Here is a 22,091-nt window from a genome sequence, read left to right on the forward strand (position 1 = left end):
TTCTCCCGACCACCCATTTGTTTCAAAACTTGACTGAAATTCCCCACCAATGCGATATTGATAGTTAGCAAACTAACAGTGTGCATTGTCCCGTGCCCGATTCCCTCGACGCTCTCCAGATGAACATCAGCAGTGCCATGGTGGTGGCCGCCCGGCATTGGCGGAAGATCTGCCAGAGCACACTGGTCAACTACGGCATTTCCGAAGCCTGCGCCGTGCCGTTGCTGATGATCGGGCGGCTGGGCGAGGGCGTGCGCCAGGTGCAGGTGGCGCAGGCGGCCGGGATGGAGAGTCCGTCGCTGGTGCGTCTGCTCGATCAGTTGTGCCACGCCGGCTATGTCTGCCGCACCGAAGACGCGCAGGATCGCCGGGCCAAGTGCCTGAGCCTGACCGACACCGGCCGCGAGCTGGTGCAGGCGGTGGAAGCCGAGCTGGTGCGCCTGCGTCACGAAGTGCTAGACGGCATCGACCAGAATGATCTGGAAGCTACGCTTCGGGTACTGCGAGCTTTTGAGGCGGCCAATCCGCCTGTGGTGATCAATTGTTGAACGGTTTTTTCTCTGGCATTCCGCCGGCCCGGGACTGGTTCTACGGGGTGCGTACCTTTGCCGCGTCGATGATCGCGCTGTACATCGCCTTGCTCATGCAAATGCCGCGTCCGTATTGGGCGATGGCCACGGTGTACATCGTCTCCAGTCCGTTTCTCGGCCCGACCAGCTCCAAAGCGCTGTACCGCGCCATCGGTACCTTTCTCGGCGCGGCGGCGGCAGTGCTGTTCGTGCCGATGTTCGTGCAGAGCCCGTACGTGCTGGTGGTGGTCATCGCCTTGTGGACGGGGATCTTGCTGTTCCTGTCGCTGCACCTGCGTACCGCCAATAACTACGCGCTGATGCTGGCCGGCTACACCTTGCCGCTGATTGCCTTGCCGACGGTGGATAACCCGCTGGCGGTGTGGGACGTGGCCGAAGCGCGCACCGAAGAGATTTTTCTCGGTATCGCCGTGGCGGCGGTGGTCGGTGCGATGTTCTGGCCACGCCGACTGGCGCCGGTGTTCAACGACGCGGTGGGCAAGTGGTTCGCCGATGCCAGCACCTACAGCCTGAAGTTTCTCAGTCGCGACGTGCAGCCGGAGCAAGTCACCGCCCTGCGCATGGCCATGGTCGCCAACTTCAACAGCCTGGAATTGATGATCGGCCAGTTGCCCCACGAAGGCGCGCGGCCGCAAACCGTGCGTAACACCAAGGAGCTGCGCGGGCGGATGATCCACCTGTTGCCGGTGATCGACGCCCTTGAAGACGCGCTCTACGCCTTGGAACGGCGTACCCCGGAACTGGTGGAAAAGTTTGCCCCGCTGCTGACTGCGACTCAGGAGTGGCTTGCGCATAACGACGCCGATCTGCCGCGTTGGCAGGCTCTCAAGGATCAGTTGCAAGCCCTGCAGCCCAGCTGCGAAGCACTGGAAGAACGCAAGCAACTGCTGTTCTCCAACGCGCTGTATCGTCTCGGCGAATTCATCGATCTGTGGCAGGACTGCCGCAGCCTGCAGGATGCGATTCTCTGCGAGCGCCAGGACAGCTGGCGCGCGGTCTACCGGCACTGGCGCCTCGGGCGGCTGACGCCGTTCATTGACCGTGGGTTGATGCTGTATTCGGTGGTCTCGACCATTCTGGCGATCATCGTCGCCTCGACCCTGTGGATTCTGCTGGGTTGGCCGGACGGCGGCAGCGCGGTGATTCTGGCGGCGGTGGCCTGCAGTTTCTTCGCCTCGATGGACGACCCGGCGCCGCAGATCTACCGGTTCTTTTTCTGGACCGGGATGTCGGTGCTGTTCGCCAGCCTCTATCTGTTTCTGATTCTGCCGAACCTGCACGATTTTCCGATGCTGGTGCTGGCGTTTGCGATCCCGTTCATCTGCGTCGGCACCCTGACCGTGCAGCCGCGTTTCTACCTCGGCATGCTGCTGACGCTGGTCAACACCTCGTCGTTCATCAGCATTCAGGGCGCCTACGATGCGGACTTCTTCGCCTTCGTCAATTCCAACCTGGCCGGCCCGCTGGGCCTGTTGTTCGCGTTCATCTGGACCCTGATCGCCCGTCCGTTCGGTGTCGAGCTGGCGGCCAAGCGTCTGACCCGCTTCAGCTGGAAAGACATCGTGCGCATGACCGAACCGGCCAACCTCGCCGAACACCGGCAACTGGGCGTGCAGTTGCTCGACCGCTTGATGCAGCACCTGCCGCGACTGGCCATGACCGGCCAGGACACCGGCATCGCCATGCGCGAAGTGCGCGTGGGCCTGAACCTGCTCGATCTGTTGGCCTACACCCCGCGTGTGACGGGTGCGCCGAATGCCCTGCTGCAGCAAGTGGTGGCCGAGGTCGGCGAGTACTTCCGCGCGTGTCTGAAGGCCGGTGAACGCTTGCCGGCACCGAGTCCTCTACTGATGACGATGGACCGTGCGCGCCGCGCGCTCAAAGGCCACGGCGACGAAGAAACCCGGCTAAACCTGTTGCATGCCTTGAGCGGTTTGCGCCTGGCGCTGTTGCCTGGCGTGGAATTTGTCAGCACCGGCGATGCCGAAGAACCGCTGCCCGATGGAGCGCCTCTATGATCGGTGATCTGGATATCAGCGGCATTTTTCTGCCGACCCTGCTGGTGCTGATGGGCATCACCTACGTGTTGTTTGTGCTGGTGCATGGCGTGCTCACGCGTGTGCACTTTTACCGTCTGGTCTGGCACCGGGCATTGTTCAACGTGGCTCTCTACGCCGTGCTGTTGTACGGCGTGGACTCACTCAGTCGATACCTGATGACATGAAAAAACCGTTTCTGACCATCGGTCGCGTGGTCCTGACCCTGCTGATCGTGACATTCGCTGTCGTCCTCGTCTGGCGCATGGTGATGTATTACATGTTCGCCCCGTGGACCCGCGACGGCCACATTCGCGCCGACATCATCCAGATCGCCCCGGACGTGTCCGGACTGATTCAGCAGGTCGAGGTCAAGGACAACCAGTTGATCAAGCGCGGCCAGGTGCTGTTCAGCATCGACCAGGACCGCTTCAAACTGGCCCTGCGTCAGGCCAAGGCCGCAGTCGCCGATCGCGAAGAAACCCTCGCCCAGGCGCAGCGTGAAGCCAAGCGTAATCGTGGCCTGGGCAACCTGGTGCCGGCCGAACAGCTGGAAGAAAGCCAGTCGAAAGTCGCCCGTGCGCAATCGGCACTGGCCGAAGCGCTGGTGGCGGTGGACAGCGCCCAGCTCAACCTCGACCGTTCAGTGATCCGCAGCCCGGTGGACGGCTACGTCAACGACCGCGCGCCACGGGTGCAAGAGTTCGTCACCGCCGGGCGTCCGGTGTTGTCGGTGGTCGACAGCAATTCGTTTCACATCGACGGCTATTTCGAAGAAACCAAACTCGACGGCATTCATGTCGGCCAGTCGGTGGATATCCGCGTGATCGGCGATAAAGCCAGACTGCGCGGGCATGTCGAAAGCATCGTCGCCGGCATCGAAGACCGCGACCGCACCAGCGGCAATAACCTGCTGCCCAACGTCAATCCGGCGTTCAGTTGGGTGCGTCTGGCGCAACGGATTCCGGTGCGCATCGCCTTCGACGATGTGCCGCCAGACTTCCGCATGATCGCCGGGCGCACCGCCACCGTGTCGATCATCGACGAGCAAACCCGGGAGCCGGCGCAATGAACCGGCTGCTGCTGATCGCCGGGTTGGGCGCGATGCTCTCGGCGTGTCAGATGGTCGGTCCGGACTATCAACTGCCAGCTGACGCCGCGGTGCAGCGCAAGGACTTGCGGGGCGATCTGGCAGTGGCGGGCAAACCGGTGGTGTCGGCGCCGGTGCCAGCGGACTGGTGGCGCTTGTATCAGGATCCGCGTCTGGATCAGTTGGTGCAGCAGGCCATGGCCTCCAACACCGATTTGCGCGTGGCGGCGGCGAACCTGTCGCGGGCCCGCGCCCAGGTCGATGAAGCGGAAGCGGCCGGTGGCTGGAGCGGCGGAGTGAAGATGGGCGCGCAGCGCTTGCAGGAATCCGGTCAGGCGTTCCTGCTGCCGGAAAAAGTGCCGGTGGCCAATGTCGCCGACATCGGCATCAGCGCCTCCTACCAGTTTGACCTGTGGGGCACGCTGCAACGCGGCATCGAAGCGGCGAAAGCCAATGCCGATGCCACGCAAGCGGCCGCCGACACTGCGCGCATCACCCTGGTCGCGGACGTGGTGCGCGCCTACACCCAGGTGTGCGCAGCCAATGAAGAACGGGAAATCGCCGAGCATTCCCTCGACCTGCAATCGCAAAGCACCACGCTGATCCAGCGCCTGCGCGATGCTGGCCGTGGCGACGAAACCCAAGTCACCCGTTCGCAAACCCAATTCAAATCGTTGCGCGCCGACCTGCCGCGTTATGAAGCGGCGCGTCAGGCCGGGCTGTTCCGCCTGTCGATGCTGCTGGCGAAGCCGGTCGAGCAATTGCCGGCCGGCACCGCCACCTGCGCCGAACTGCCGAAAATCGCCCAGTTGGTGCCGGTGGGCGATGGCGCGGCGCTGCTCAAGCGCCGGCCCGATGTGCGCCAGGCCGAACGTCGGCTGGCCGCTGCCACGGCCGGCATCGGCATCGCCACCGGCGAGCTGTACCCGGACATCAGCATCGGCGCGACCATCGGCACCGTCGGCATTGTTTCCGACCTCGGCGATCCGTCGACCAACCGCTGGGGCTTCGGCCCGTCGCTGAGCTGGAAAGTGCCGACCAACGGCGCCCGCGCGCGCATCCGCGAAGCCGAAGCCAATAGCCAGGGCGCGCTGGCGCATTTTGACGGCGTGGTGCTCAACGCCATCCGCGAAACCCAGACCGGCCTGGCCCAGTACAGCGCGCTGCTGGAACGCCGCGACGCCTTGGCCGACGCCGAGCAGTCGGCGAAACTGGCGGCTGAGCAGACCCATCGCTTCTTCCAGGCCGGGCGTGAGTCGTTCCTCGCCGACCTGCAGGCGACCCGCACCTACACCGACGTTACCGCGCAACTGGCCGCTGCCAACACCCAGGTCGCGATGAGCCAGATCGATTTGTTCCTCGCGCTGGGCGGCGGTTGGGAAAGCGGACGAACGCAAGCCCCAAGCGCCAGCAAACCCTGAAGCCGTTGCTATGCTTTGAAGTGTTGGAAGGGTGCCCCGTGCAACGCACCCTTTCAGCGCACATTGCTAGCGCTGGTCTAGGGGAATCCAATAATGAAAAACCCTTATGCTCTCGGCTTCTGGTGCGCCCTGGTAGCCCTGGTGCTGCTGTCGGCAACCTACTTCTACGGCATCATGCTGGCCCACCAGATCGACAAGGCCATGGTGTTCCTCGACAGCGTCACCGCGTTGATCGCGGTAATGGCCATCGTCGTCGTGGCCTGGGCCTCGATCCAGGTGCAGCGAGTCAAGAAAAGACAGCTTGAACAAGGCCGGACCCTGGTGCTGATCTGGGACACCAAAGTCGCCCTGCGCCGGGTCGAAACCGTGTTCGATCGCTACTTCTGGGGCAGCTACTGGCAACCGGGGCGCACCTTCGCCGAAGTCATGGGCGAACTCACCGGCACGCCGCTGGAAAAAAGCCTCGAAGCGCTGAAAAAACAATGCCTGGAACTCGACAAGCAGATCGAGGATGACGACTGGCACTGGCTCAACAACGCCCGCGAACTGTCGGATGTCGCCACAGCCATGGCCCGCGAACGCTATCAACTGGACTTCTGCGACCCCAAGGCCGACGGGCGTGGTGGGGCGGTGATCGATCGCGACTTTGAAGTGCTGGTGTATACGTGGACGGCGCGACTGAAGAGTTTTGATCATCAACTGGACGAGATCGAGGTTCAGTATTCCTGAGCTTCTTTGAATCCAGCGGCCTCATCGCTGGCAAGCCAGCTCCCACAGTTTTTGCAGTGTTCCACAATTTTGTGAACGCGAGCTAATCCTGTGGGAGCTGGCTTGCCAGCGATGGCGTCTGCAATAACAGCGAAACTCTCATTGTCTGCACACTGTCCACACTCCCCATAGACACTCTTTAACCTTTAAACATTGGGCCGCCTCGCGCTGCCAGTGCTAATCTCCACCGCTAATTTAAGCGGAGTCGAGCCGCAACCCGGTCACGGGTTCAGGGAAGACGACCACACTTTCAGCCACGGACATTGATCAGGTCATTCATGAATAAATCAGCAGGCGTGCTTCTCGGAATTGTTGTTGCCATCGGTGCGATCAGTGCCGGCGGGGCCTGGTACACCGGGACCAAAATCGAAGGCGTGCTCAACGACGCCGTGGCCAACGCCAACAAAGAGCTGCAGACCGCGATGGCCGGCTCCAATGGCAGCGCCTCGCTGGAGCTGGTGTCGCTGGAGCGTCACACCTTCACCAGTACCGCGCACTACCGCCTCAAGGGCGAAGGCGAGATGTTCGGTGACAAGCCGGTCGAGCTGCTGTTCGTCGACCACATCGAGCACGGCCCGCTGCCGTTCTCGCGTCTGGTGTCGCTGAAGTGGCTGCCGGTCATGGCCACCAGCAACTACGAACTGGAAAAGAGCGCGGCCACCGAAAAATGGTTTGCCGCCGCCAAGGGCGCCGCGCCGCTCAAAGGCGTGACCAACATCGGCTACGACGAGTCCACCACCAGCAGCCTCGAATTGCTGCCGCTGGAAACCGCGCTGGACGAGCAGTCGAGCCTGAAATTCTCCGGCCTGACCATGAACATCTCCGCCAGTGCCAAGGCGCAGAAGGTCAAGGCCGACGGCTACATGGACAACCTGAAACTGGTCACCGTGGCGCAGGACCAGGCACCGGTGCAGGTCGAACTCAACGGTCTGACCCTGGCCAGCAACCTGAGCAAAAGCAGCTACGGCTATTACACCGGGGAAAACACCCTCGAGCTGACCAATAGCAAAACCACTTTCGGGTCCAAGCAGGCGGTGCTCGGCGTGAAGAACTTCGAAATGAAGAACCTCACCGAAGAAAACGGCAGCAACGCTTCGGGCCGTGCCGACTACAAGATTGGCGAAGTGACCCTCAACGACAAGAAAATCGGTTCGGCCAGCATGGCCATGAGCCTGAAGAACCTCGATATTCCGTCGACGATGTCGCTGATGCAGATCTATCAGACCAAACTGCAGCCGTACGAGAAGGAAGCGGCCGCCGCGGCCGAAGCTGGCCTGCCGGCACCGGAGCTGAACCTGACCGAAGCCGAGTCGGCGCAGGTCAAGGCCGATCTGCAGAAACTGCTGGGCGCCGGTCCGCAGATCGCCCTGGAAAACCTGTCGCTGAAGACCGCCAACGGTGAAAGTCGCGCCAGTCTGGTGATCGACCTGACCAAACCGCAGTCGATGGACCTGCCGCCGGATCAACTGGGCAAACAGTTGATCGCGCTGCTGGACCTGAATGTGCAGGTGTCCAAGCCGATGCTGATCGATCTGCTCAGCGTGCAGGCGCAACTCGACGGTCAGACCGACGCCAAAGCCATTGTTGATCAGGCAAGCGCCGGTGCCGACATGTTCGCCGGCATGGCGGTCGGGTCGCAGCTGGCGACCATCGACGGCACCAACGTCGTGACCAAGCTGCATTACGCCGCCAATCAGGTGGAATTCAACGGCCAGAAAATGACCGTCGAGCAGTTCGTCGGCTTCCTCATGAGCAAGTTCGCCGGCGTCACGCAAGTGCAGTAATCCTGCGCTCTAAATAGAAACGCCCGGCCTCTGTATCCCGCAGACGCCGGGCGTTTTGCTGTCTGGCGTTCGGGTTTCGGCTGAACCGGGACCACGATTCTGAACAATTATTGTGATCGGGATACTCGACTGCGCATGCGTGCAAAACTGCCCGACTAAGCTTGGCTGGGCCTTTGGCCTGGCCGCCGTTACGAATGGGCAAGGGGGCATTGCGACCCGGCTGGCCATGTAAGGATGCTGAAGAATGCCGCGTATTGATGTTCCCGTTTTACATCGTGGTTTACGCCCGTTGTTTCGCGTAGCGCTGTGCAGCCAGTTGCTCTGGCCGGCGTTGGCGTTTGCCGATACGCCCTATGATCAGATGGTCCGCGATGCCCGTGCCGGCCACACCACGCCAGCGCTGAAACTGCTGCGTCAGGTTCCGCCCGGCCAGGCCACCAGCGGGCAGGTCAGCGATCACCTGCAGATTGCCAGTTGGGCCGGTCTCGATGCCGAAGTGGTGCAGGTCTATGAAACCCAGGGCCGTGACTTGCTCCTGCCGGTGCAGGCGCTGACCGCCACCGCGCGCGCCTATCGCAATCTCAAGCGCTGGGATCAGGCGACCGAGGTCTACCACAAGGCCCTGGCGCTGGAGCCGGACAACACCGACCTGCAACTGGGCCTGGCCCTGACCCAGGCCGACTCGGGCAAACCCGACGAAGCCGTGACCCGCGCCAAAGCGCTGGTGGTCGCCAAACCGGATGACCCTTCCCGTCGTCTGGCGCTGGGCTATGCCCTGACCCGCGCCGGCCAGCAGTACGACGCGCTGTTTGAATACGATCAGGCGTTTATCCGTGCCGGCAGCAAGCCCGAGGTCGCCCGGGAATACGTGGTCGCCCTGCAAAAGGCCCGTCTGCCGGAGCCGGCGCTGCGCCTGGCCAGTCAACGTCCCGGGCTGATCGACCCGGTCACCCAGCGCCGCCTCGAAGGCGATCTGGCCGCCGAGCGCGTGCGTCTGGCCGAACTCGCCTCGCGCAGCGAACAGGAACGCTACGTGATCGCCGACCGCGCGCTGGCCGATTACGACAAGTTGCTCGCCACCTGGACGCCGGACGCCACTGCTCACGATGACGTGATTCGCTGGCGCATTGACCGCATGGGCGCGCTCAAGGCGAGGGCGCGTACCGCCGAGGTGATCAGCGAATACCAAAAACTGCTGGCCGAAGGCGTGAAGATTCCGACTTACGCCCTGCGCTGGGTCGCGGCGTCGCATCTGGATCAGCGTCAGCCGGAAGTCGCCACCGACCTGTATCGCCAGGTGTTGGCGGCGCCGGACGCGGATGTCGGTGATCGCCTTGAAGACACCACGGCGCTGTACTACTCGCTGCTGGAAAGCGACCGCGCCGACGACGCGCGCAAGGTCGCCGAGGATCTGGCCAAAAGTCAGAAGCCGCGGGTCGAACTCAAGGGCTTGCCCATCGGCAACCCCAACGATGAATGGATGGACGCCCAGCAACTCGCGGCGCAGGCCGGCGCTTACGGTTCTGACTTGCCGCATGGCGAGGAACGTCTGCAGACGCTGGTCGATCAGGCGCCGGGCAACGTTGGTCTGCGCCTGGCCCAGGCCGATCTGTATTTGGCCCGGCAATGGCCGCGCCGCGCCGAAAACCAGCTCAAGGAAACCGAGAGCATGGTGCCGCGCGACCGCGGTCTGGAAGTGGCGCAGGCCCGTACGGCGATGGCCCTGCAGGAATGGCGGCAGATGGATGCGCTGACCGATGACGTGGTCGAGCGCTTCCCGGACAACCGCCAGGTGCAGCGCGCCGCCCGTGAGCGCGAAGTTCACGACATGTCCGAACTGCGCGTCGAAGCCTATGGCGGCAAGGCCAATGGCGGCGGCAACAGCGGCGCGGGGGCGGTCAGTGGCAGCCGCGATTTCGGCATCCAGAGCACCCTGTACAGTCCGCCGATCGATGAAGACTGGCGGGTGTTCGTCGGTGCCGGCTACGCCACCGGTGACTTCGCCGAAGGCACCGGCACCGACCGCTTCCAGCGCGTCGGTCTGGAGCGGCGCACCCGCGACATGAGCCTCGAAGCCGAAGTCTCCAATCACGATTACGGTTACGGCGCCAAACAGGGCGCACGGATCGCGATTGCCCGCGACATCAACGATAACTGGCAGTACGGCGGCAGCTTCGCCTACCTGTCGGCCGAAACCCCGTTGCGTGCGCTCAACAGCGACATCAAGGCCAATGGCGGCAACGCCTTCATCCGCTGGCGCGCCAACGAAAGCCGCGAGTGGCGGCTGTCGGTCAGCCCGTCGCATTTCAGCGACGGCAACAACCGCGTCGAGGCCTTGCTGACCGGGCGCGAGGGCGTTTACAGCGCACCGAACGTGCAGGTCGATGCCGGTCTGGAAGTCGGCAGCAGCCACAATTCCAAGTCCGATGATGTGCCGTACTTCAACCCGAAGTCGGACTTCAGCGTCATGCCCACGGTCAACGTCAATCACGTGCTGTACCACCGTTACGAAACCTCGTGGAGCCAGCAGTTCCAGGCCGGGGCGGGTACCTACAGCCAGCGTGATCACGGCACCGGCGGCATGGCGATGCTCGGTTACGGCCAGCGTTATGCCTGGAACGACGTGTTCGAGGTGGGCGGCCTGCTCAGTGTGATCAACCGGCCCTACGACGGTGATCGGGAAACCGATCTGCGGCTGCTCGTCGACCTCACTTTCCGCTTCTAGAAGAGTTTGAAAATGCCTTTGATGACGCGTTTCATCCTGCTGCTGGGAGTGCTGCTGGTCAGCGCCTGCGCCCAGCAAGCCCCGGCCTTCACGCCGCCGTCGCAACGTCCGGTGGCAGCCAATGAAAAACCGTGGCCGAAAAACCACGTGCTGGGCATCGCCTATCACGACGTCGAAGACCGTGACCCCGATCAGGCCGTGGTGGCGGTGCGCACCGAGCGCATGATCGAGCAACTGGCGTGGCTGCGCGAGAACGGCTACAAACCGGTCACCGTCGATCAGATCATGGCCGCGCGCAAGGGCGGTCCGGAGCTGCCGGCGAAAGCGATTCTGCTCAGCTTCGACGACGGTTATTCGAGCTTCTACACCCGCGTGCTGCCGGTGCTGCGCGCCTACAACTGGCATGCCTTGCTGGCGCCGGTCGGCGTGTGGATCGATACCCCGCTGAATCAGCCGGTGGATTTTGCCGGTGCACCGCGTGCGCGTTCCGACTTCCTGACCTGGGACCAGGTGCGCGAGATCTCGCAGTCCGGTCTGGTGGAAATCGCCGCCCACACCGATGCCAGCCACAAAGGCATCCTCGCCAACCCGCAGGGTAACCTGCAGCCGGCAGCGGCGACCCGTCGCTACGACCCGGTGAGCAAACGCTATGAGTCCGAAGAGGATTTCCGCGCCCGGATCCGCACCGATGTCGCGACCATCTCGGAAAAAATCCGCAAGGTCACCGGCAAGAAACCGCGTATCTGGGTCTGGCCGTACGGCGCCGCGGACGGCACTTCACTGGCGGTAGTCGGCGAGCAGGGCTACGAAATGGCCCTGACCCTGGACGACGGTCTCGACGGCCTCGACAACCTGATGAGCAGTCCGCGCTTCCTGGTAGCCTCTGATCCGGATGGCGAGCATTTCGCCAACAGCATCGTCGCCGCGCAAACCGACTTCACCATGCGCGTGGTGCACGTCGATCTCGACAACGTCTATGACCCGGATCCGGCGCAGCAGGAAATCAACCTCGGCAAGCTGATCCAGCGCATGGCCGACATGGGCGCCAACACCGTGTTCCTGCAGGCCTTCGCCGATCCGAAGGGCGATGGTCTGGTGCACTCGCTGTATTTCCCCAACCGCCATCTGCCGGTGCGCGCTGACATCTTCGACCGCGTCGCCTGGCAACTGCGTACCCGCGCGCATGTGAAGGTATTCGCCTGGATGCCGGTGCTCAGTTTCGGCCTCGACGCCAAGCTGCCGCGCGTGACCCGCTGGGATCCGCAAACCGGCAGCACTTCGATCGATCCGGATCAGTACCAACGCCTGTCGCCGTTCGATCCGCAGGTGCGGCAAATCATTGGCGAGATTTACGAAGACGTGGCGCGGCTGACCTCGGTCGACGGCATTCTCTACCACGACGATGCAGTGCTTTCGGACTTCGAAGATGCCAGCCCGGAAGCCTTGAAGGCGTATGCCGCGCAAGGCTTGCCGGGGTCGATTGCCGCACTGCGCGCTGATCCGGCCGCGATGCAACGCTGGACGCGTTTCAAGAGCCAGTACCTGATCGATTTCACCAACGAACTGACCGCCAAGGTCCGGGCGATCCGTGGTCCGCAGCTGCTGACCGCGCGCAATATCTTTGCCGAACCGATCCTCAACCCCGCCAGCGAAGCCTGGTTTGCGCAGAACCTCGACGACTTCCTCGTGACCTACGACTGGACGGCGCCGATGGCCATGCCGCTGATGGAGAAACAGACCTACGCGCAATCCGGGCCGTGGCTCGAAGCGTTGGTGGCGAAGATCAAGCAGCGCCCCGGTGCACTGGAGCGCACGGTGTTCGAATTGCAGGCCCGTGACTGGACGAAAAAAGATCAGACCGACATCGACGGCGCGCAACTGGCCGACTGGATGGGCCGGCTCAAGCGCCAGGGCGCGACCAGTTTCGGCTACTACCCGGACAACTTCCTCGACAACCTGCCGGACCTGAAAACCGTAAGGCCTGCGCTCTCCGACAAATGGAACCCATGACATGCTGGATAGACTGTTAGCCCTGCTTGTTCTGGCGCTCGTCCTTGGCGTGCCGCTGGGCCTGATCTTTCTGGTCACCGGGCAGTTTCTGATGGACTTCGTGTTCTTCTACCCGTTGTTCATGTCCGGCCTGTGGATCGCCGGCGGCCTGTATTTCTGGCTGCACTGGGAACGCCACTGGCCGTGGCAGGACGACACCCTGCCGCCGCCGCTGGAAGGCGAGCCGCTGATCTCGATCCTGATCCCTTGCTACAACGAGGGCGAAAACGCCGCCGACACGATTCACGCGGCGCTGGCCCAGCACTACCCGAACATCGAAGTCATCGCGATCAACGACGGCTCGAAGGACAACACCGCCGAAGTCCTCGACCGACTGGCTCAGGAAGATCCACGGTTGCGGGTTCTGCATCTGGCCGAGAACCAGGGCAAGGCCGTGGCCTTGCGCATGGGCGCCATCGCGGCGCGCAGCGAATATCTGGTGTGCATCGACGGTGATGCGCTGCTGGCGCCGAACACGGCGGCCTATCTGGTGGCGCCGATGCTCGACAATGCGCGGCTCGGTGCGGTGACCGGCAACCCACGGATTCGCACGCGCTCGACGCTGGTCGGGCGGGTGCAGGTCGGTGAGTTCTCCTCGATCATCGGCTTGATCAAGCGCACGCAGCGGGTGTTCGGGCGGATCTTTACCGTGTCCGGGGTGATCGTCGCGTTCCGTCGCACCGCGTTGAACCGGGTGGGCTACTGGAGCCCGGACATGATCACCGAAGACATCGACATCAGCTGGAAGCTGCAACTCGATCACTGGAGCATCTTCTACGAGCCGCGGGCGCTGTGCTGGATTCTGATGCCGGAAACCCTGCGCGGCCTGTGGAAGCAGCGTCTGCGCTGGGCTCAGGGCGGGGCCGAGGTGCTGTTCAAGAACATCCGTGGGATCTGGCAGTACCGCCATCGGTACCTGTGGCCGTTGCTGTTCGAATACTGCCTGTCCACCGGTTGGGCCTTCACCTTCCTGCTGTCGGTGATTTTCTGGGCGGTGGGCAAGTTTGTGGTCATGCCGGAATCGATTGCCGTGCATCACCTGATGCCGCCGGCGTTCACCGGGCTGTTGCTGGCGGTGGTCTGCCTGGTGCAGTTCGCGGTCAGTATCGTCATTGACCGGCGTTACGAACCGGGTCTGGGCCGAACCATGTTCTGGGTGGTCTGGTACCCGATCGCGTTCTGGCTGGTCAGTCTGCTCACCACCCTGGTCAGTTTCCCCAAGGTCCTGTTTGGCCAGCACCAGCAGCGTGCGCGCTGGGTCAGCCCGGACCGTGGCATCAAGCCGATCGGCGACGATGAAGAGGAGGTCATCAAATGAAAATTATCCGGACCCGCCAGCGGCCGTTCCTGGTCGTGATCGACGTGTTCCTGACCATCGTGGCCTGGATCGGCCTGCTGTTTCTGCTGATACGCGGGCTGTGGCCGTTGCTCGAGACAGCCGGCGGCCCACGGATCGACAACCCGGCATTCGACGCCCTCGGGACGTTGCAGATCTATATGTGGGTGGCGCTGGTCAACGCGGTGATCCTGATCGGCTGGGCGCGTTATCAGCAGCGTAAAAGCCGCAGCTTCGCCCAGCGCCGCCTGCCGGCGCCGGTGGTCGATGATGACGGGCTGACCAAGAGCTTTCGCCTGTGCGATGACCGGTTGCAGAAACTGCGCACCCCTGGAGTGATGACCATCCACAACGATCAGGACGGTGACATCAGCCATGTGGTGCTGAATTTTCGTCCGTTGGAGCCGGCGGAATTGCCGTCACCGCTGGCGCCGCTGGAGCATCCCCGCGTGATCTTTCTGCACGCCGAAGACGACAACCGCCCCGCCTGAACAACGTTCCCCTGTAGGAGCTGCCGAAGGCTCGGGCCGCGTTCGGACGATCTTTTGATTTTGTTTTTGAAGATCAAAAGATCGCAGCCTCCGGCAGCTCCTACAGTGTGCAGCGTCAGCGTTCAGCGTTCAGTTGCGGATAAGGCGCCACGCTTCTTCCATCGCCAGCGGCTGTTTCATCCGCTCGGCCAGCAGCGCCATGGCTCGCTGTTCGTCGCAGGCCACGGCGGCGACCACGATGCCGTTTTGACCGAACAGGCCGATAAAGGGCGGGTGCTCCGGTTCGCCCTTGAACTCGACTTGATCCCACTGAGTGGCGTGGCCGAGGTAGTCGTAATTCCGGCCGAAGTGCCAGGTCCAGAAAAACGGCACATCCAGATAATGCTCATCGGCGCCGAGCATGTTGGCGGCAGCGATGCGCGCGTGTTGCTGGGCCAGGCGCCAGTGTTCGATGCGTTGCGGCTGGCCGCTGAGGGGGAATGTGGCGATATCGCCAATCGCCCACAGGCCTTCGAAAACACGCAGTCCGGCATCGACGCGCAGTGACTGATCTTCTTCCCGGGGCAGGGCTGCGAAAGGTTCGGTGGCCGGATGCACACCGACCCCCGCCAGCACCAGATCTGCCGACAGCCGCAAGCCGTTGTCCAGCAACACCGACTCCACTCTGCCGTCTCCGGTAATCTCCCGGGCCTCGTGGTCGGTGATGAATTTCACCCCGTGTTCCTCATGCAGCGCACGGATCGCCTTGCCCACCGCTTCACCGAATTGCGCAGCAAACGGCACGGCATGGCGGGCGATGACCGTGACATCGAGGCCGAACTGGCGCAGCGCCGAGGCGCATTCCAGGGCGATGAAGCTGTCACCGATGATCACCGCACGCTGGTCGGGTCTGGCGGCTTGCATGATCTGCTCGGCCTGAGCTTTGGAGCGCAGGACAAACACCTGCGGCAAGTCGGCGCCAGGCAGTTGCAGCGCATTGGGCTCGCCGCCGGTGGCGAGCACTGCCGCGTCGTAGCGCAGGGATTGGCCGTCACTTAAATGCAGGGTTTTCGCCGAGGCGTCGAGGGCGGTGACTTCGCCTTGCCGGCGTTCGATGCGTTGTTCCTGATAAAAATCCTCATCGCGCAGCGGCGGGGTTTCCTGAGCGGCCATCTCACCGGCGAGGACAAATTTGCTCAGTACCGTGCGGTCGTAACCGGCATCGGCTTCGCGGTCGATCATCACGATACGGCCACCAAAACCTTTCTCGCGCAGGGCCGCGGCACAGGCGGTGCCGGCTGCACCGGCACCGACAATCACAAAGGTGCGCGGATCATCCGCCGGCGGCGTGTGCGCATCCGGCAACGGCTGATCATCGACCCAGACCTCATCGCCACGGATCTCCAGTGGATAACGCTTGAGGCTGTCGAGGGCCGGCGGTTCGCACAAAGCACCGTCTTCGGCGCGAAACGTAGCCTTGTGCCACGGGCAGATCAGGCGTCCGTGGCACAACGCGCCGTCAGCCAGCGGCGCCCCGGCATGTGGGCATTCGCCCTGAAACGCGCGCAATTGGCCGTTGGCGCGCAGCAGGACAATCTTGCAGTCGCCGATCTCGACGGGCAGGCCACGGTCTTCAGGCACATCGGCGAAACGGGCGACACGGTGCAGGGGCATGTTCGGCTTCCTCGCGGGTATTTCTCTTACGAGTTTGTCGAGCAATGCGAGGTTCAGCCAATTGCTACTGCCACGGCACCAACGGTACGGCTATAGTTTGCAGGCCGACGAAGGCCCAACTGCACAAGGTGTTCCGGAATGACCCGATTGACCTCTCTCAACCCTTGGCTGGCGGCCGTTGCTGTCGCCCTTTGCGTGCAGTTTCCGGCGCAGGCGGCCGAGCGCTTCACCCTCGACATCCCCGGGGTTTCCGACAACCGCCTGTTCACCTCGGCAGCGGCCAGCGATGCCAACGGTTGCGGCGGCAAGAACCAGTCCCCGGCACTGGCCTGGAACGCCGGGCCTGCCGGCACCCTGAGCTACGCGATCGTCATGCACGACCCGGACGGCCAGAAAGGTGCCGGCGTCGATCACTGGATTCATTACGGGATCAAGGCCAGCACCCGGCAGATCCCTGCTGGTGTTGGCGCCAAGTCCAACTTCGAAGGCGTGGGCGGCACCAACAGCAAAGGCACGACCAACTACGTCGGGCCGTGCCCGCCGGTTGGCGACAGCGCGCACCACTACGTCATCCAGATCTACGCCCTCGACCTGGCCCCGGACGCGTTGCCCGCCGGCCTGAGCCGCGCCGAACTGCTGGACAAGATCAAAGGCCACGTCCTGCGTAACAGCAGCGTGGTGCGGCGTTATCACCGCTGAAAATAATTTTCGCGGCGCATAACCCGAACTGCCGAGGCTGCCCGTCTCAAGGGATGAATGGATCACTTTCATCCCGAGGTCAGCCCCCATGTCCCGTTCTCTGCCTTTCCTGCGACCGGTTGCGGTCGGTGTCTTGTTGACCGTCGCCGGTTGCGGCGTGTCGTCCAGTCCGGAGCCCGCTGCCGTGCCGGCGCCAGTCCAACCGCAGGCTTCGGTCGAGCACGAAGCGCTCAGGGCCGATAGCGTCATGGCCAAAAGCAGCGCGCGCCCGGCGCCGATGGAGAGTTTCGCGGCGATGCCGGCCCCGGAAAGTTATCCACAGGGCTACCGCGACGAACAGCGTGAGCAATATCAGACGCTGGCTGACAACCCGATCCACAGCGTCGCCGAATCTCCGGTCTCGACCTTCAGCGCCGATGTCGATACCGGCGCCTACGGCAACGTCCGGCGTTTGCTCAATCAGGGACGTCTGCCGCCGGAAGGCGCGGTGCGGCTGGAAGAGCTGGTCAATTACTTTCCCTACGATTACGCGCTGCCCGGCGATGGCTCGCCGTTCGGCGTCACCACCGAACTGGCTGCCACCCCGTGGAACCCGCATACGCGCCTGCTGCGCATCGGCATCAAGGCTTCCGACCGCGCTGTCGCCGAGCTGGCCCCGGCGAATCTGGTGTTTCTGGTGGATGTGTCCGGCTCGATGGATCGCCGCGAAGGGCTGCCGTTGGTGAAAAGCACGCTGAAATTGCTGGTCGATCAGTTGCGCGAGCAGGATCGGGTGTCGCTGGTGGTGTATGCCGGTGAATCCCGCGTAGTGCTGGAGCCCACTTCCGGACGCGAGAAAGCGAAAATTCGCACAGCCATCGAGCAATTGACTGCCGGCGGTTCCACCGCTGGCGCATCGGGCATCGAACTGGCCTATCAAATGGCCCAGCAGGCCTTTATCCCCAACGGCATCAACCGCATCCTGCTGGCCACCGACGGTGACTTCAACGTCGGCATCAGTGACTTCGACAGCCTCAAGCAACTGGCTGTGGATAAACGCAAGACCGGGATTTCCCTGACCACCCTGGGTTTCGGTGTGGATAACTACAATGAACACCTGATGGAGCAACTGGCCGACGCCGGTGACGGCAACTACGCCTACATCGACAACCTGCGCGAAGCGCGCAAGGTGCTGGTGGATCAACTCGGCTCGACCCTCGCGGTGGTGGCGAAAAACGTCAAACTCCAGGTGGAATTCAACCCGGCGCAGGTCAGTGAATATCGCCTGCTTGGCTACGAGAACCGTGCTTTGAAACGTGAGGACTTCAGCAATGACAAGGTCGATGCTGGCGAAATCGGTGCAGGACACACGGTGACCGCGCTGTATGAAATTGTCCCGGCGGGAGAGAAGGGCTGGCTGGAACCGCTGCGCTACGCTAAATCCGACGAGGCTGTTTCCGAGAAGAGCGGAGAATTGGCGATGCTGCGTGTGCGTTATCAACAGCCTGCAGGTGGGAAAAGTCTGCTGCTTGAGCGACCGATTGCCAATCAGGTCGGTCCGGCCAGCGAGGATCTGCGCTTTGCCGCGGCGGTCGCGGCGTTTGCCCAGCAACTCAAGGACGGCCGCTACACCGGCGATTTCAGCCTCAAGGATACCGAGGCATTAGCCCGTGGTGCACGCGGCGATGACCGCTTCGGCTTGCGCAACGAGTTCGTGCAACTGGTAGAACTGACGCAGAGCCTGCGCACCACAAGCGCATCGAATGCGCTGCCCACTGAGCGACGGATCGAATAGTGAGCCGCCTGCAAGGCTTCATCAGTCAGCTGTTTGGGACGTCAGACAGCCCGGCCGCCAGCAGCGATGAAGCGCTGCTGGCGCGTTATCGCGAGGGCGACGGCGCGGCGTTCGAGATTCTGTACGCCCGCCATCGTCAGGGGTTGTATCGCTTTCTGCTGGGGTTGAGCGGTAAGCCGGAACTGGCGGACGAGGTGTTTCAGGATACCTGGCTGAGCCTGATCCGCAGCGCCAGTCAGCCACAGGGACGGGCGACGTTTCGTACGTGGCTGTTCCAGATTGCGCGCAATCGCCTGATCGATCACTGGCGCAAGCACGGTGCTCAACAGCCGCTGCACGACAGCTACGATGAACAGCTGCATGCGATTGGCGACGACAGCAACGACCCCGAACAACTGCTCAACCTCAGCCGCGACAGCCAACGCCTGGAAAGCGCTTTGCAAACCCTGCCCGCCGACCAGCGCGAAGTGTTCCTGCTGCGCGCCCACGGTGACCTCGATCTGGCGCAAATCGCCAGCCTCACCGAAACACCGCTGGAAACCGTCAAGAGCCGCTTGCGTTACGCCCAGCAAAAACTGCGTCGGCTGCTGGCCGAGGAGGTACTGACATGACTGACGCCCGCCAGACACCGGAAGAGCAACTGCTCAAGCACGTGCGCGAACAGCACGACACCGAACCGCCGGCGCATCTCGACGCGCTGATCCTCAACGCCGCCCGCCTTGAAACCCCGGCGCCACGGCAGAGCCTGTGGCAACGCTGGCTCAAGGCCTGCCAGACACCACGCTATCAGGTCGCTTTTGCCAGCCTGGTCGGTGTGGCACTCATGTTGTCGCTGGTGCAGCGCGCACCCGAGCCACAGTCTCAATTCGATTTCGCCCCGGCGGCCAAACCCACCGCACCATCGGCGCGCAAGCAAGCCCCCGAAGCGCAATCACTGGCGGCCCCCGCTGCCGCCATGCCGGCCCCCGCGCCCATGCTGGAAAGGGCGGCACCGATGCAAAGTGAGGCAAACAGCGCCGATGAAGCCAGACTCAGCAAACGCGCCGCCGCCCCGGCCAACGGTCTCGATGCGCAACTGCGCGAAGTCCTGCGCCTGCGCGAGTCCGGCCAGTCACAAGCCGCCGATGCGCTGTACAACAACCTGCACAAACGCTACCCCGGCGCGGACCTCGACCGGCAACTCGAAAAAATCCGCCAGAACTGACCGCCCAGGCCACTCAGCCATTTGGCATTGCCCGGCAAAAACGCGCACTATCGGGCCATAGCTGAAGCGCTGGAGAACACCGTGGCACCAAAAATCGACCGCATCGCCCAACTCCTCAACTGCCCGCAAAAGGGCGAGGAGATGCGGCGCGCGATTACTGAAGCGCGTAAGGAGTTTCTGCTGAACCAGCAGGAAGAGGATGTGCTTGAGGAAGACGACGTCTTTGAGGAGGAGGTTGCGGAGGCAGACGACGAGGATGGGGATTACGATGAGTTTGACTGGACCACGGAGTGATCGTCGTGGCATGAAAAACCACCGCCCACAAAAAAAGCCCCGAACCATCACAGTCCGGGGCTTTCTCGTTTGAATCAATGGCGCACCAGGCGGGATTCGAACCCACGACCCCTGCCTTCGGAGGGCAGTACTCTATCCAGCTGAGCTACTGGTGCAGCGGGCGACATCATACCTAGGTCGGCTCGGGGCGTCCATGCCGGGTTTTGGCCGGTTTTGTCAGGGCGCGTGTCGGCTGCAATCGCTGCATTCCTTAAAGCTGTAACGTCCTGCAAAACCCTCGCTTGGCGCTTTTGCCGGGCTGATCTAAGGTTTCGCTGTGGCCGGGTATTTTTGTGCGTTGATCTGAAAAAACCGCCAAACAATGGCTTTTTGTTCTTTTTTTCGAACGACCTATTGTCCTTTAACCCCTTTGCTCCTACGATCCGTTTGAGATTTCAAACGCTCTTTGATCGGGTACCGAGCCGCATGTGTTTGCCACCGTGCGCCATTCACAGACTTCAGCCCGGTCGATGATTTCCCTGACGGCAGCCTTGCGAGGCGCCTTTCTACAATCATAATTTTGCTCCGCGCTGGCCGCGGTGCTGTTAAGGAAAGCCGACATGCAGCTTAAAGACACCCAGTTGTTCCGCCAGCAAGCCTTCATTGATGGCGCTTGGGTCGATGCGGACAACGGTCAGACGATCAAGGTCAACAACCCGGCCACCGGTGAAATCCTCGGTACCGTGCCGAAAATGGGCGCCGCGGAAACCCGCCGCGCCATCGAAGCCGCTGATAAAGCGCTGCCGGCCTGGCGTGCACTGACCGCCAAGGAGCGTGCAGGCAAGCTGCGTCGCTGGTTCGAACTGATGATCGAGAACCAGGACGACCTCGCACGCCTGATGACCCTCGAGCAGGGCAAGCCGCTGGCCGAAGCCAAGGGCGAAATCGTTTACGCCGCGTCGTTTATCGAGTGGTTCGCTGAAGAAGCCAAGCGCATCTACGGTGACGTGATTCCGGGCCACCAGCCGGACAAGCGTCTGATCGTGATCAAGCAGCCGATCGGCGTTACCGCAGCCATCACTCCGTGGAATTTCCCGGCGGCAATGATCACCCGCAAAGCCGGCCCTGCGCTGGCCGCCGGTTGCACCATGGTGCTCAAGCCGGCTTCGCAAACCCCATTCTCCGCGTTCGCCCTGGCTGAACTGGCGCAGCGCGCCGGCATTCCGAAAGGCGTGTTCAGCGTGGTTTCCGGCAGTGCTGGCGACATCGGCAGCGAGCTGACCAGCAACCCGATCGTGCGCAAACTGTCCTTCACCGGCTCCACCGAAATCGGTCGTCAGCTGATGTCGGAATGCGCCAAGGACATCAAGAAAGTCTCGCTGGAACTGGGCGGCAACGCGCCTTTCATCGTGTTCGACGACGCGGACCTGGACAAGGCCGTCGAAGGCGCGATCATCTCCAAATACCGCAACAACGGTCAGACCTGCGTCTGCGCCAACCGTCTGTACATTCAGGATTCGGTCTACGACGCGTTCGCCGAGAAGCTGAAAGTGGCCGTGGCCAAACTGAAGATCGGCAACGGTCTGGAAGAAGGCACCACCACTGGCCCGCTGATCGACGAAAAAGCTGTGGCCAAGGTTCAGGAGCACATCGCTGACGCCGTCTCCAAAGGCGCTACCGTGCTGGCGGGTGGCAAACCGATGGAAGGCAACTTCTTCGAACCGACCATCCTCACCAACGTGCCGAAAGACGCGGCTGTCGCCAAGGAAGAAACCTTCGGTCCGCTGGCGCCGCTGTTCCGCTTCAAAGACGAAGCCGAAGTGATCGCGATGTCCAACGACACCGAGTTCGGTCTGGCCTCCTACTTCTACGCTCGCGACCTCGGCCGTGTGTTCCGTGTGGCCGAAGCCCTGGAATACGGCATGGTCGGCGTCAACACCGGGCTGATCTCCAACGAAGTCGCGCCGTTCGGCGGCATCAAGGCCTCGGGCCTGGGCCGTGAAGGCTCCAAGTACGGCATCGAAGATTACCTGGAAATCAAATACCTCTGCCTGGGCATCTAAGCCGGGAAGGGATCGCTGCAAACGCAAAGGGCACGAGAGCGCTGTCCCTTTGCGTCGTTTCAAACCGGAATTTTCTCAGCGGCCGGAAACGCCGTGGCAGTCGATCATCGCATGCTGCCACCGCCGATTTCTCCC

The 22,091-nt window shown here is 62.7% G+C and carries 18 protein-coding genes and 1 tRNA gene; 17 read left to right on the plus strand and 2 right to left on the minus strand.

The window, feature by feature from the left end:
- Positions 1-119: 119 nt before the first annotated feature.
- From ACXR0M_RS09785 to pgaD, 11 genes are all read left to right on the plus strand, one after another.
- Positions 120-548 carry a MarR family winged helix-turn-helix transcriptional regulator gene (locus ACXR0M_RS09785; protein ID WP_458831713.1) on the plus strand — a complete coding sequence of 143 codons (429 nt, stop codon included), beginning with the start codon at positions 120-122 and terminating at the stop codon, positions 546-548.
- Complete coding sequence (locus ACXR0M_RS09790; RefSeq protein ID WP_458831958.1) at positions 545-2,608, plus strand: FUSC family protein; 2,064 nt, start codon at positions 545-547, stop codon at positions 2,606-2,608. Before ACXR0M_RS09785 ends, ACXR0M_RS09790 begins: the two co-directional genes overlap by 4 nt.
- Positions 2,605-2,814, plus strand: a complete 210-nt coding sequence (locus ACXR0M_RS09795; protein ID WP_458831714.1) for a DUF1656 domain-containing protein — start codon at positions 2,605-2,607, stop codon at positions 2,812-2,814. Before ACXR0M_RS09790 ends, ACXR0M_RS09795 begins: the two co-directional genes overlap by 4 nt.
- Positions 2,811-3,698: an efflux RND transporter periplasmic adaptor subunit gene (locus ACXR0M_RS09800; protein ID WP_458831715.1), complete on the plus strand. Its 888-nt coding sequence runs from the start codon at positions 2,811-2,813 to the stop codon at positions 3,696-3,698. Before ACXR0M_RS09795 ends, ACXR0M_RS09800 begins: the two co-directional genes overlap by 4 nt.
- On the plus strand, positions 3,695-5,137 hold the full coding sequence (locus ACXR0M_RS09805) for an efflux transporter outer membrane subunit (protein WP_458831716.1): 1,443 nt from the start codon (positions 3,695-3,697) through the stop codon (positions 5,135-5,137). The genes ACXR0M_RS09800 and ACXR0M_RS09805 overlap by 4 nt, the downstream gene beginning before the upstream one ends.
- A 93-nt stretch (positions 5,138-5,230) precedes the next feature.
- Complete coding sequence (locus tag ACXR0M_RS09810; RefSeq protein ID WP_458831717.1) at positions 5,231-5,866, plus strand: NADH:ubiquinone oxidoreductase subunit N; 636 nt, start codon at positions 5,231-5,233, stop codon at positions 5,864-5,866.
- A 317-nt stretch (positions 5,867-6,183) separates the two neighbouring features.
- On the plus strand, positions 6,184-7,689 hold the full coding sequence (locus ACXR0M_RS09815) for a YdgA family protein (protein WP_458831718.1): 1,506 nt from the start codon (positions 6,184-6,186) through the stop codon (positions 7,687-7,689).
- Positions 7,690-7,933: 244 nt separating this feature from the next.
- Positions 7,934-10,414: a poly-beta-1,6 N-acetyl-D-glucosamine export porin PgaA gene (pgaA, locus tag ACXR0M_RS09820; RefSeq protein WP_458831719.1), complete on the plus strand. Its 2,481-nt coding sequence runs from the start codon at positions 7,934-7,936 to the stop codon at positions 10,412-10,414.
- A 12-nt stretch (positions 10,415-10,426) separates the two neighbouring features.
- Positions 10,427-12,424 (plus strand): poly-beta-1,6-N-acetyl-D-glucosamine N-deacetylase PgaB, encoded by a 1,998-nt coding sequence (pgaB, locus tag ACXR0M_RS09825; RefSeq protein ID WP_458831720.1) that lies wholly within the window; start codon positions 10,427-10,429, stop codon positions 12,422-12,424.
- A gap of 1 nt (position 12,425) precedes the next feature.
- Positions 12,426-13,781: a poly-beta-1,6-N-acetyl-D-glucosamine synthase gene (pgaC, locus tag ACXR0M_RS09830; RefSeq protein WP_458831721.1), complete on the plus strand. Its 1,356-nt coding sequence runs from the start codon at positions 12,426-12,428 to the stop codon at positions 13,779-13,781.
- Entirely contained in the window at positions 13,778-14,290 is a 513-nt protein-coding gene (pgaD, locus tag ACXR0M_RS09835; protein WP_458831722.1) for a poly-beta-1,6-N-acetyl-D-glucosamine biosynthesis protein PgaD, read from the plus strand. The genes pgaC and pgaD overlap by 4 nt, the downstream gene beginning before the upstream one ends.
- A gap of 129 nt (positions 14,291-14,419) precedes the next feature.
- Here pgaD and ACXR0M_RS09840 read toward each other — a convergent pair whose 3' ends face one another.
- Positions 14,420-15,943: an FAD-dependent oxidoreductase gene (locus tag ACXR0M_RS09840; protein ID WP_458831723.1), complete on the minus strand. Its 1,524-nt coding sequence runs from the start codon at positions 15,941-15,943 to the stop codon at positions 14,420-14,422.
- A 138-nt stretch (positions 15,944-16,081) separates the two neighbouring features.
- On the opposite strand from ACXR0M_RS09840, the gene ACXR0M_RS09845 reads away from it, so the two are divergent.
- From ACXR0M_RS09845 to ACXR0M_RS09865, 5 genes are all read left to right on the plus strand, one after another.
- A complete protein-coding gene (locus tag ACXR0M_RS09845; protein ID WP_458831724.1) occupies positions 16,082-16,642 on the plus strand; it encodes a YbhB/YbcL family Raf kinase inhibitor-like protein in 561 nt (186 codons plus the stop codon).
- Between the two features lie 88 nt (positions 16,643-16,730).
- Positions 16,731-18,416, plus strand: a complete 1,686-nt coding sequence (locus ACXR0M_RS09850) for a vWA domain-containing protein (RefSeq protein WP_458831725.1) — start codon at positions 16,731-16,733, stop codon at positions 18,414-18,416.
- A gap of 29 nt (positions 18,417-18,445) precedes the next feature.
- Positions 18,446-19,027, plus strand: coding sequence for an RNA polymerase sigma factor (locus ACXR0M_RS09855; protein WP_458831959.1), 582 nt, complete (start codon positions 18,446-18,448; stop codon positions 19,025-19,027).
- On the plus strand, positions 19,024-19,620 hold the full coding sequence (locus ACXR0M_RS09860) for a hypothetical protein (RefSeq protein ID WP_458831726.1): 597 nt from the start codon (positions 19,024-19,026) through the stop codon (positions 19,618-19,620). The genes ACXR0M_RS09855 and ACXR0M_RS09860 overlap by 4 nt, the downstream gene beginning before the upstream one ends.
- A 21-nt stretch (positions 19,621-19,641) precedes the next feature.
- Positions 19,642-19,914 carry a hypothetical protein gene (locus ACXR0M_RS09865; RefSeq protein ID WP_458831727.1) on the plus strand — a complete coding sequence of 91 codons (273 nt, stop codon included), beginning with the start codon at positions 19,642-19,644 and terminating at the stop codon, positions 19,912-19,914.
- 78 nt (positions 19,915-19,992) lie between these two features.
- On the opposite strand, the gene ACXR0M_RS09870 is transcribed toward ACXR0M_RS09865, so the two are convergent.
- Positions 19,993-20,069: transfer RNA gene (locus tag ACXR0M_RS09870), tRNA-Arg, on the minus strand.
- A gap of 444 nt (positions 20,070-20,513) precedes the next feature.
- Between ACXR0M_RS09870 and gabD the strand changes: the two genes are divergently transcribed.
- Positions 20,514-21,956: an NADP-dependent succinate-semialdehyde dehydrogenase gene (gene gabD, locus ACXR0M_RS09875; protein WP_039772984.1), complete on the plus strand. Its 1,443-nt coding sequence runs from the start codon at positions 20,514-20,516 to the stop codon at positions 21,954-21,956.
- Positions 21,957-22,091: the final 135 nt, after the last annotated feature.

The organism is Pseudomonas sp. Eth.TT006, assembly GCF_054456575.1.

Bases quoted from the DNA above. Each gene is read 5' to 3' on its own strand.
- ACXR0M_RS09805 (WP_458831716.1), top strand. From the start codon at position 3,695: ATGAACCGGCTGCTGCTGATCGCCGGGTTGGGCGCGATGCTCTCGGCG.
- ACXR0M_RS09800 (WP_458831715.1), top strand. From the start codon at position 2,811: ATGAAAAAACCGTTTCTGACCATCGGTCGCGTGGTCCTGACCCTGCTG.
- pgaC (WP_458831721.1), top strand. From the start codon at position 12,426: ATGCTGGATAGACTGTTAGCCCTGCTTGTTCTGGCGCTCGTCCTTGGC.
- ACXR0M_RS09850 (WP_458831725.1), top strand. From the start codon at position 16,731: ATGTCCCGTTCTCTGCCTTTCCTGCGACCGGTTGCGGTCGGTGTCTTG.
- ACXR0M_RS09795 (WP_458831714.1), top strand. From the start codon at position 2,605: ATGATCGGTGATCTGGATATCAGCGGCATTTTTCTGCCGACCCTGCTG.
- pgaD (WP_458831722.1), top strand. From the start codon at position 13,778: ATGAAAATTATCCGGACCCGCCAGCGGCCGTTCCTGGTCGTGATCGAC.
- ACXR0M_RS09810 (WP_458831717.1), top strand. From the start codon at position 5,231: ATGAAAAACCCTTATGCTCTCGGCTTCTGGTGCGCCCTGGTAGCCCTG.
- ACXR0M_RS09845 (WP_458831724.1), top strand. From the start codon at position 16,082: ATGACCCGATTGACCTCTCTCAACCCTTGGCTGGCGGCCGTTGCTGTC.
- gabD (WP_039772984.1), top strand. From the start codon at position 20,514: ATGCAGCTTAAAGACACCCAGTTGTTCCGCCAGCAAGCCTTCATTGAT.
- ACXR0M_RS09815 (WP_458831718.1), top strand. From the start codon at position 6,184: ATGAATAAATCAGCAGGCGTGCTTCTCGGAATTGTTGTTGCCATCGGT.
- pgaB (WP_458831720.1), top strand. From the start codon at position 10,427: ATGCCTTTGATGACGCGTTTCATCCTGCTGCTGGGAGTGCTGCTGGTC.
- ACXR0M_RS09840 (WP_458831723.1), bottom strand. From the start codon at position 15,943: ATGCCCCTGCACCGTGTCGCCCGTTTCGCCGATGTGCCTGAAGACCGT.
- ACXR0M_RS09785 (WP_458831713.1), top strand. From the start codon at position 120: ATGAACATCAGCAGTGCCATGGTGGTGGCCGCCCGGCATTGGCGGAAG.
- pgaA (WP_458831719.1), top strand. From the start codon at position 7,934: ATGCCGCGTATTGATGTTCCCGTTTTACATCGTGGTTTACGCCCGTTG.
- ACXR0M_RS09860 (WP_458831726.1), top strand. From the start codon at position 19,024: ATGACTGACGCCCGCCAGACACCGGAAGAGCAACTGCTCAAGCACGTG.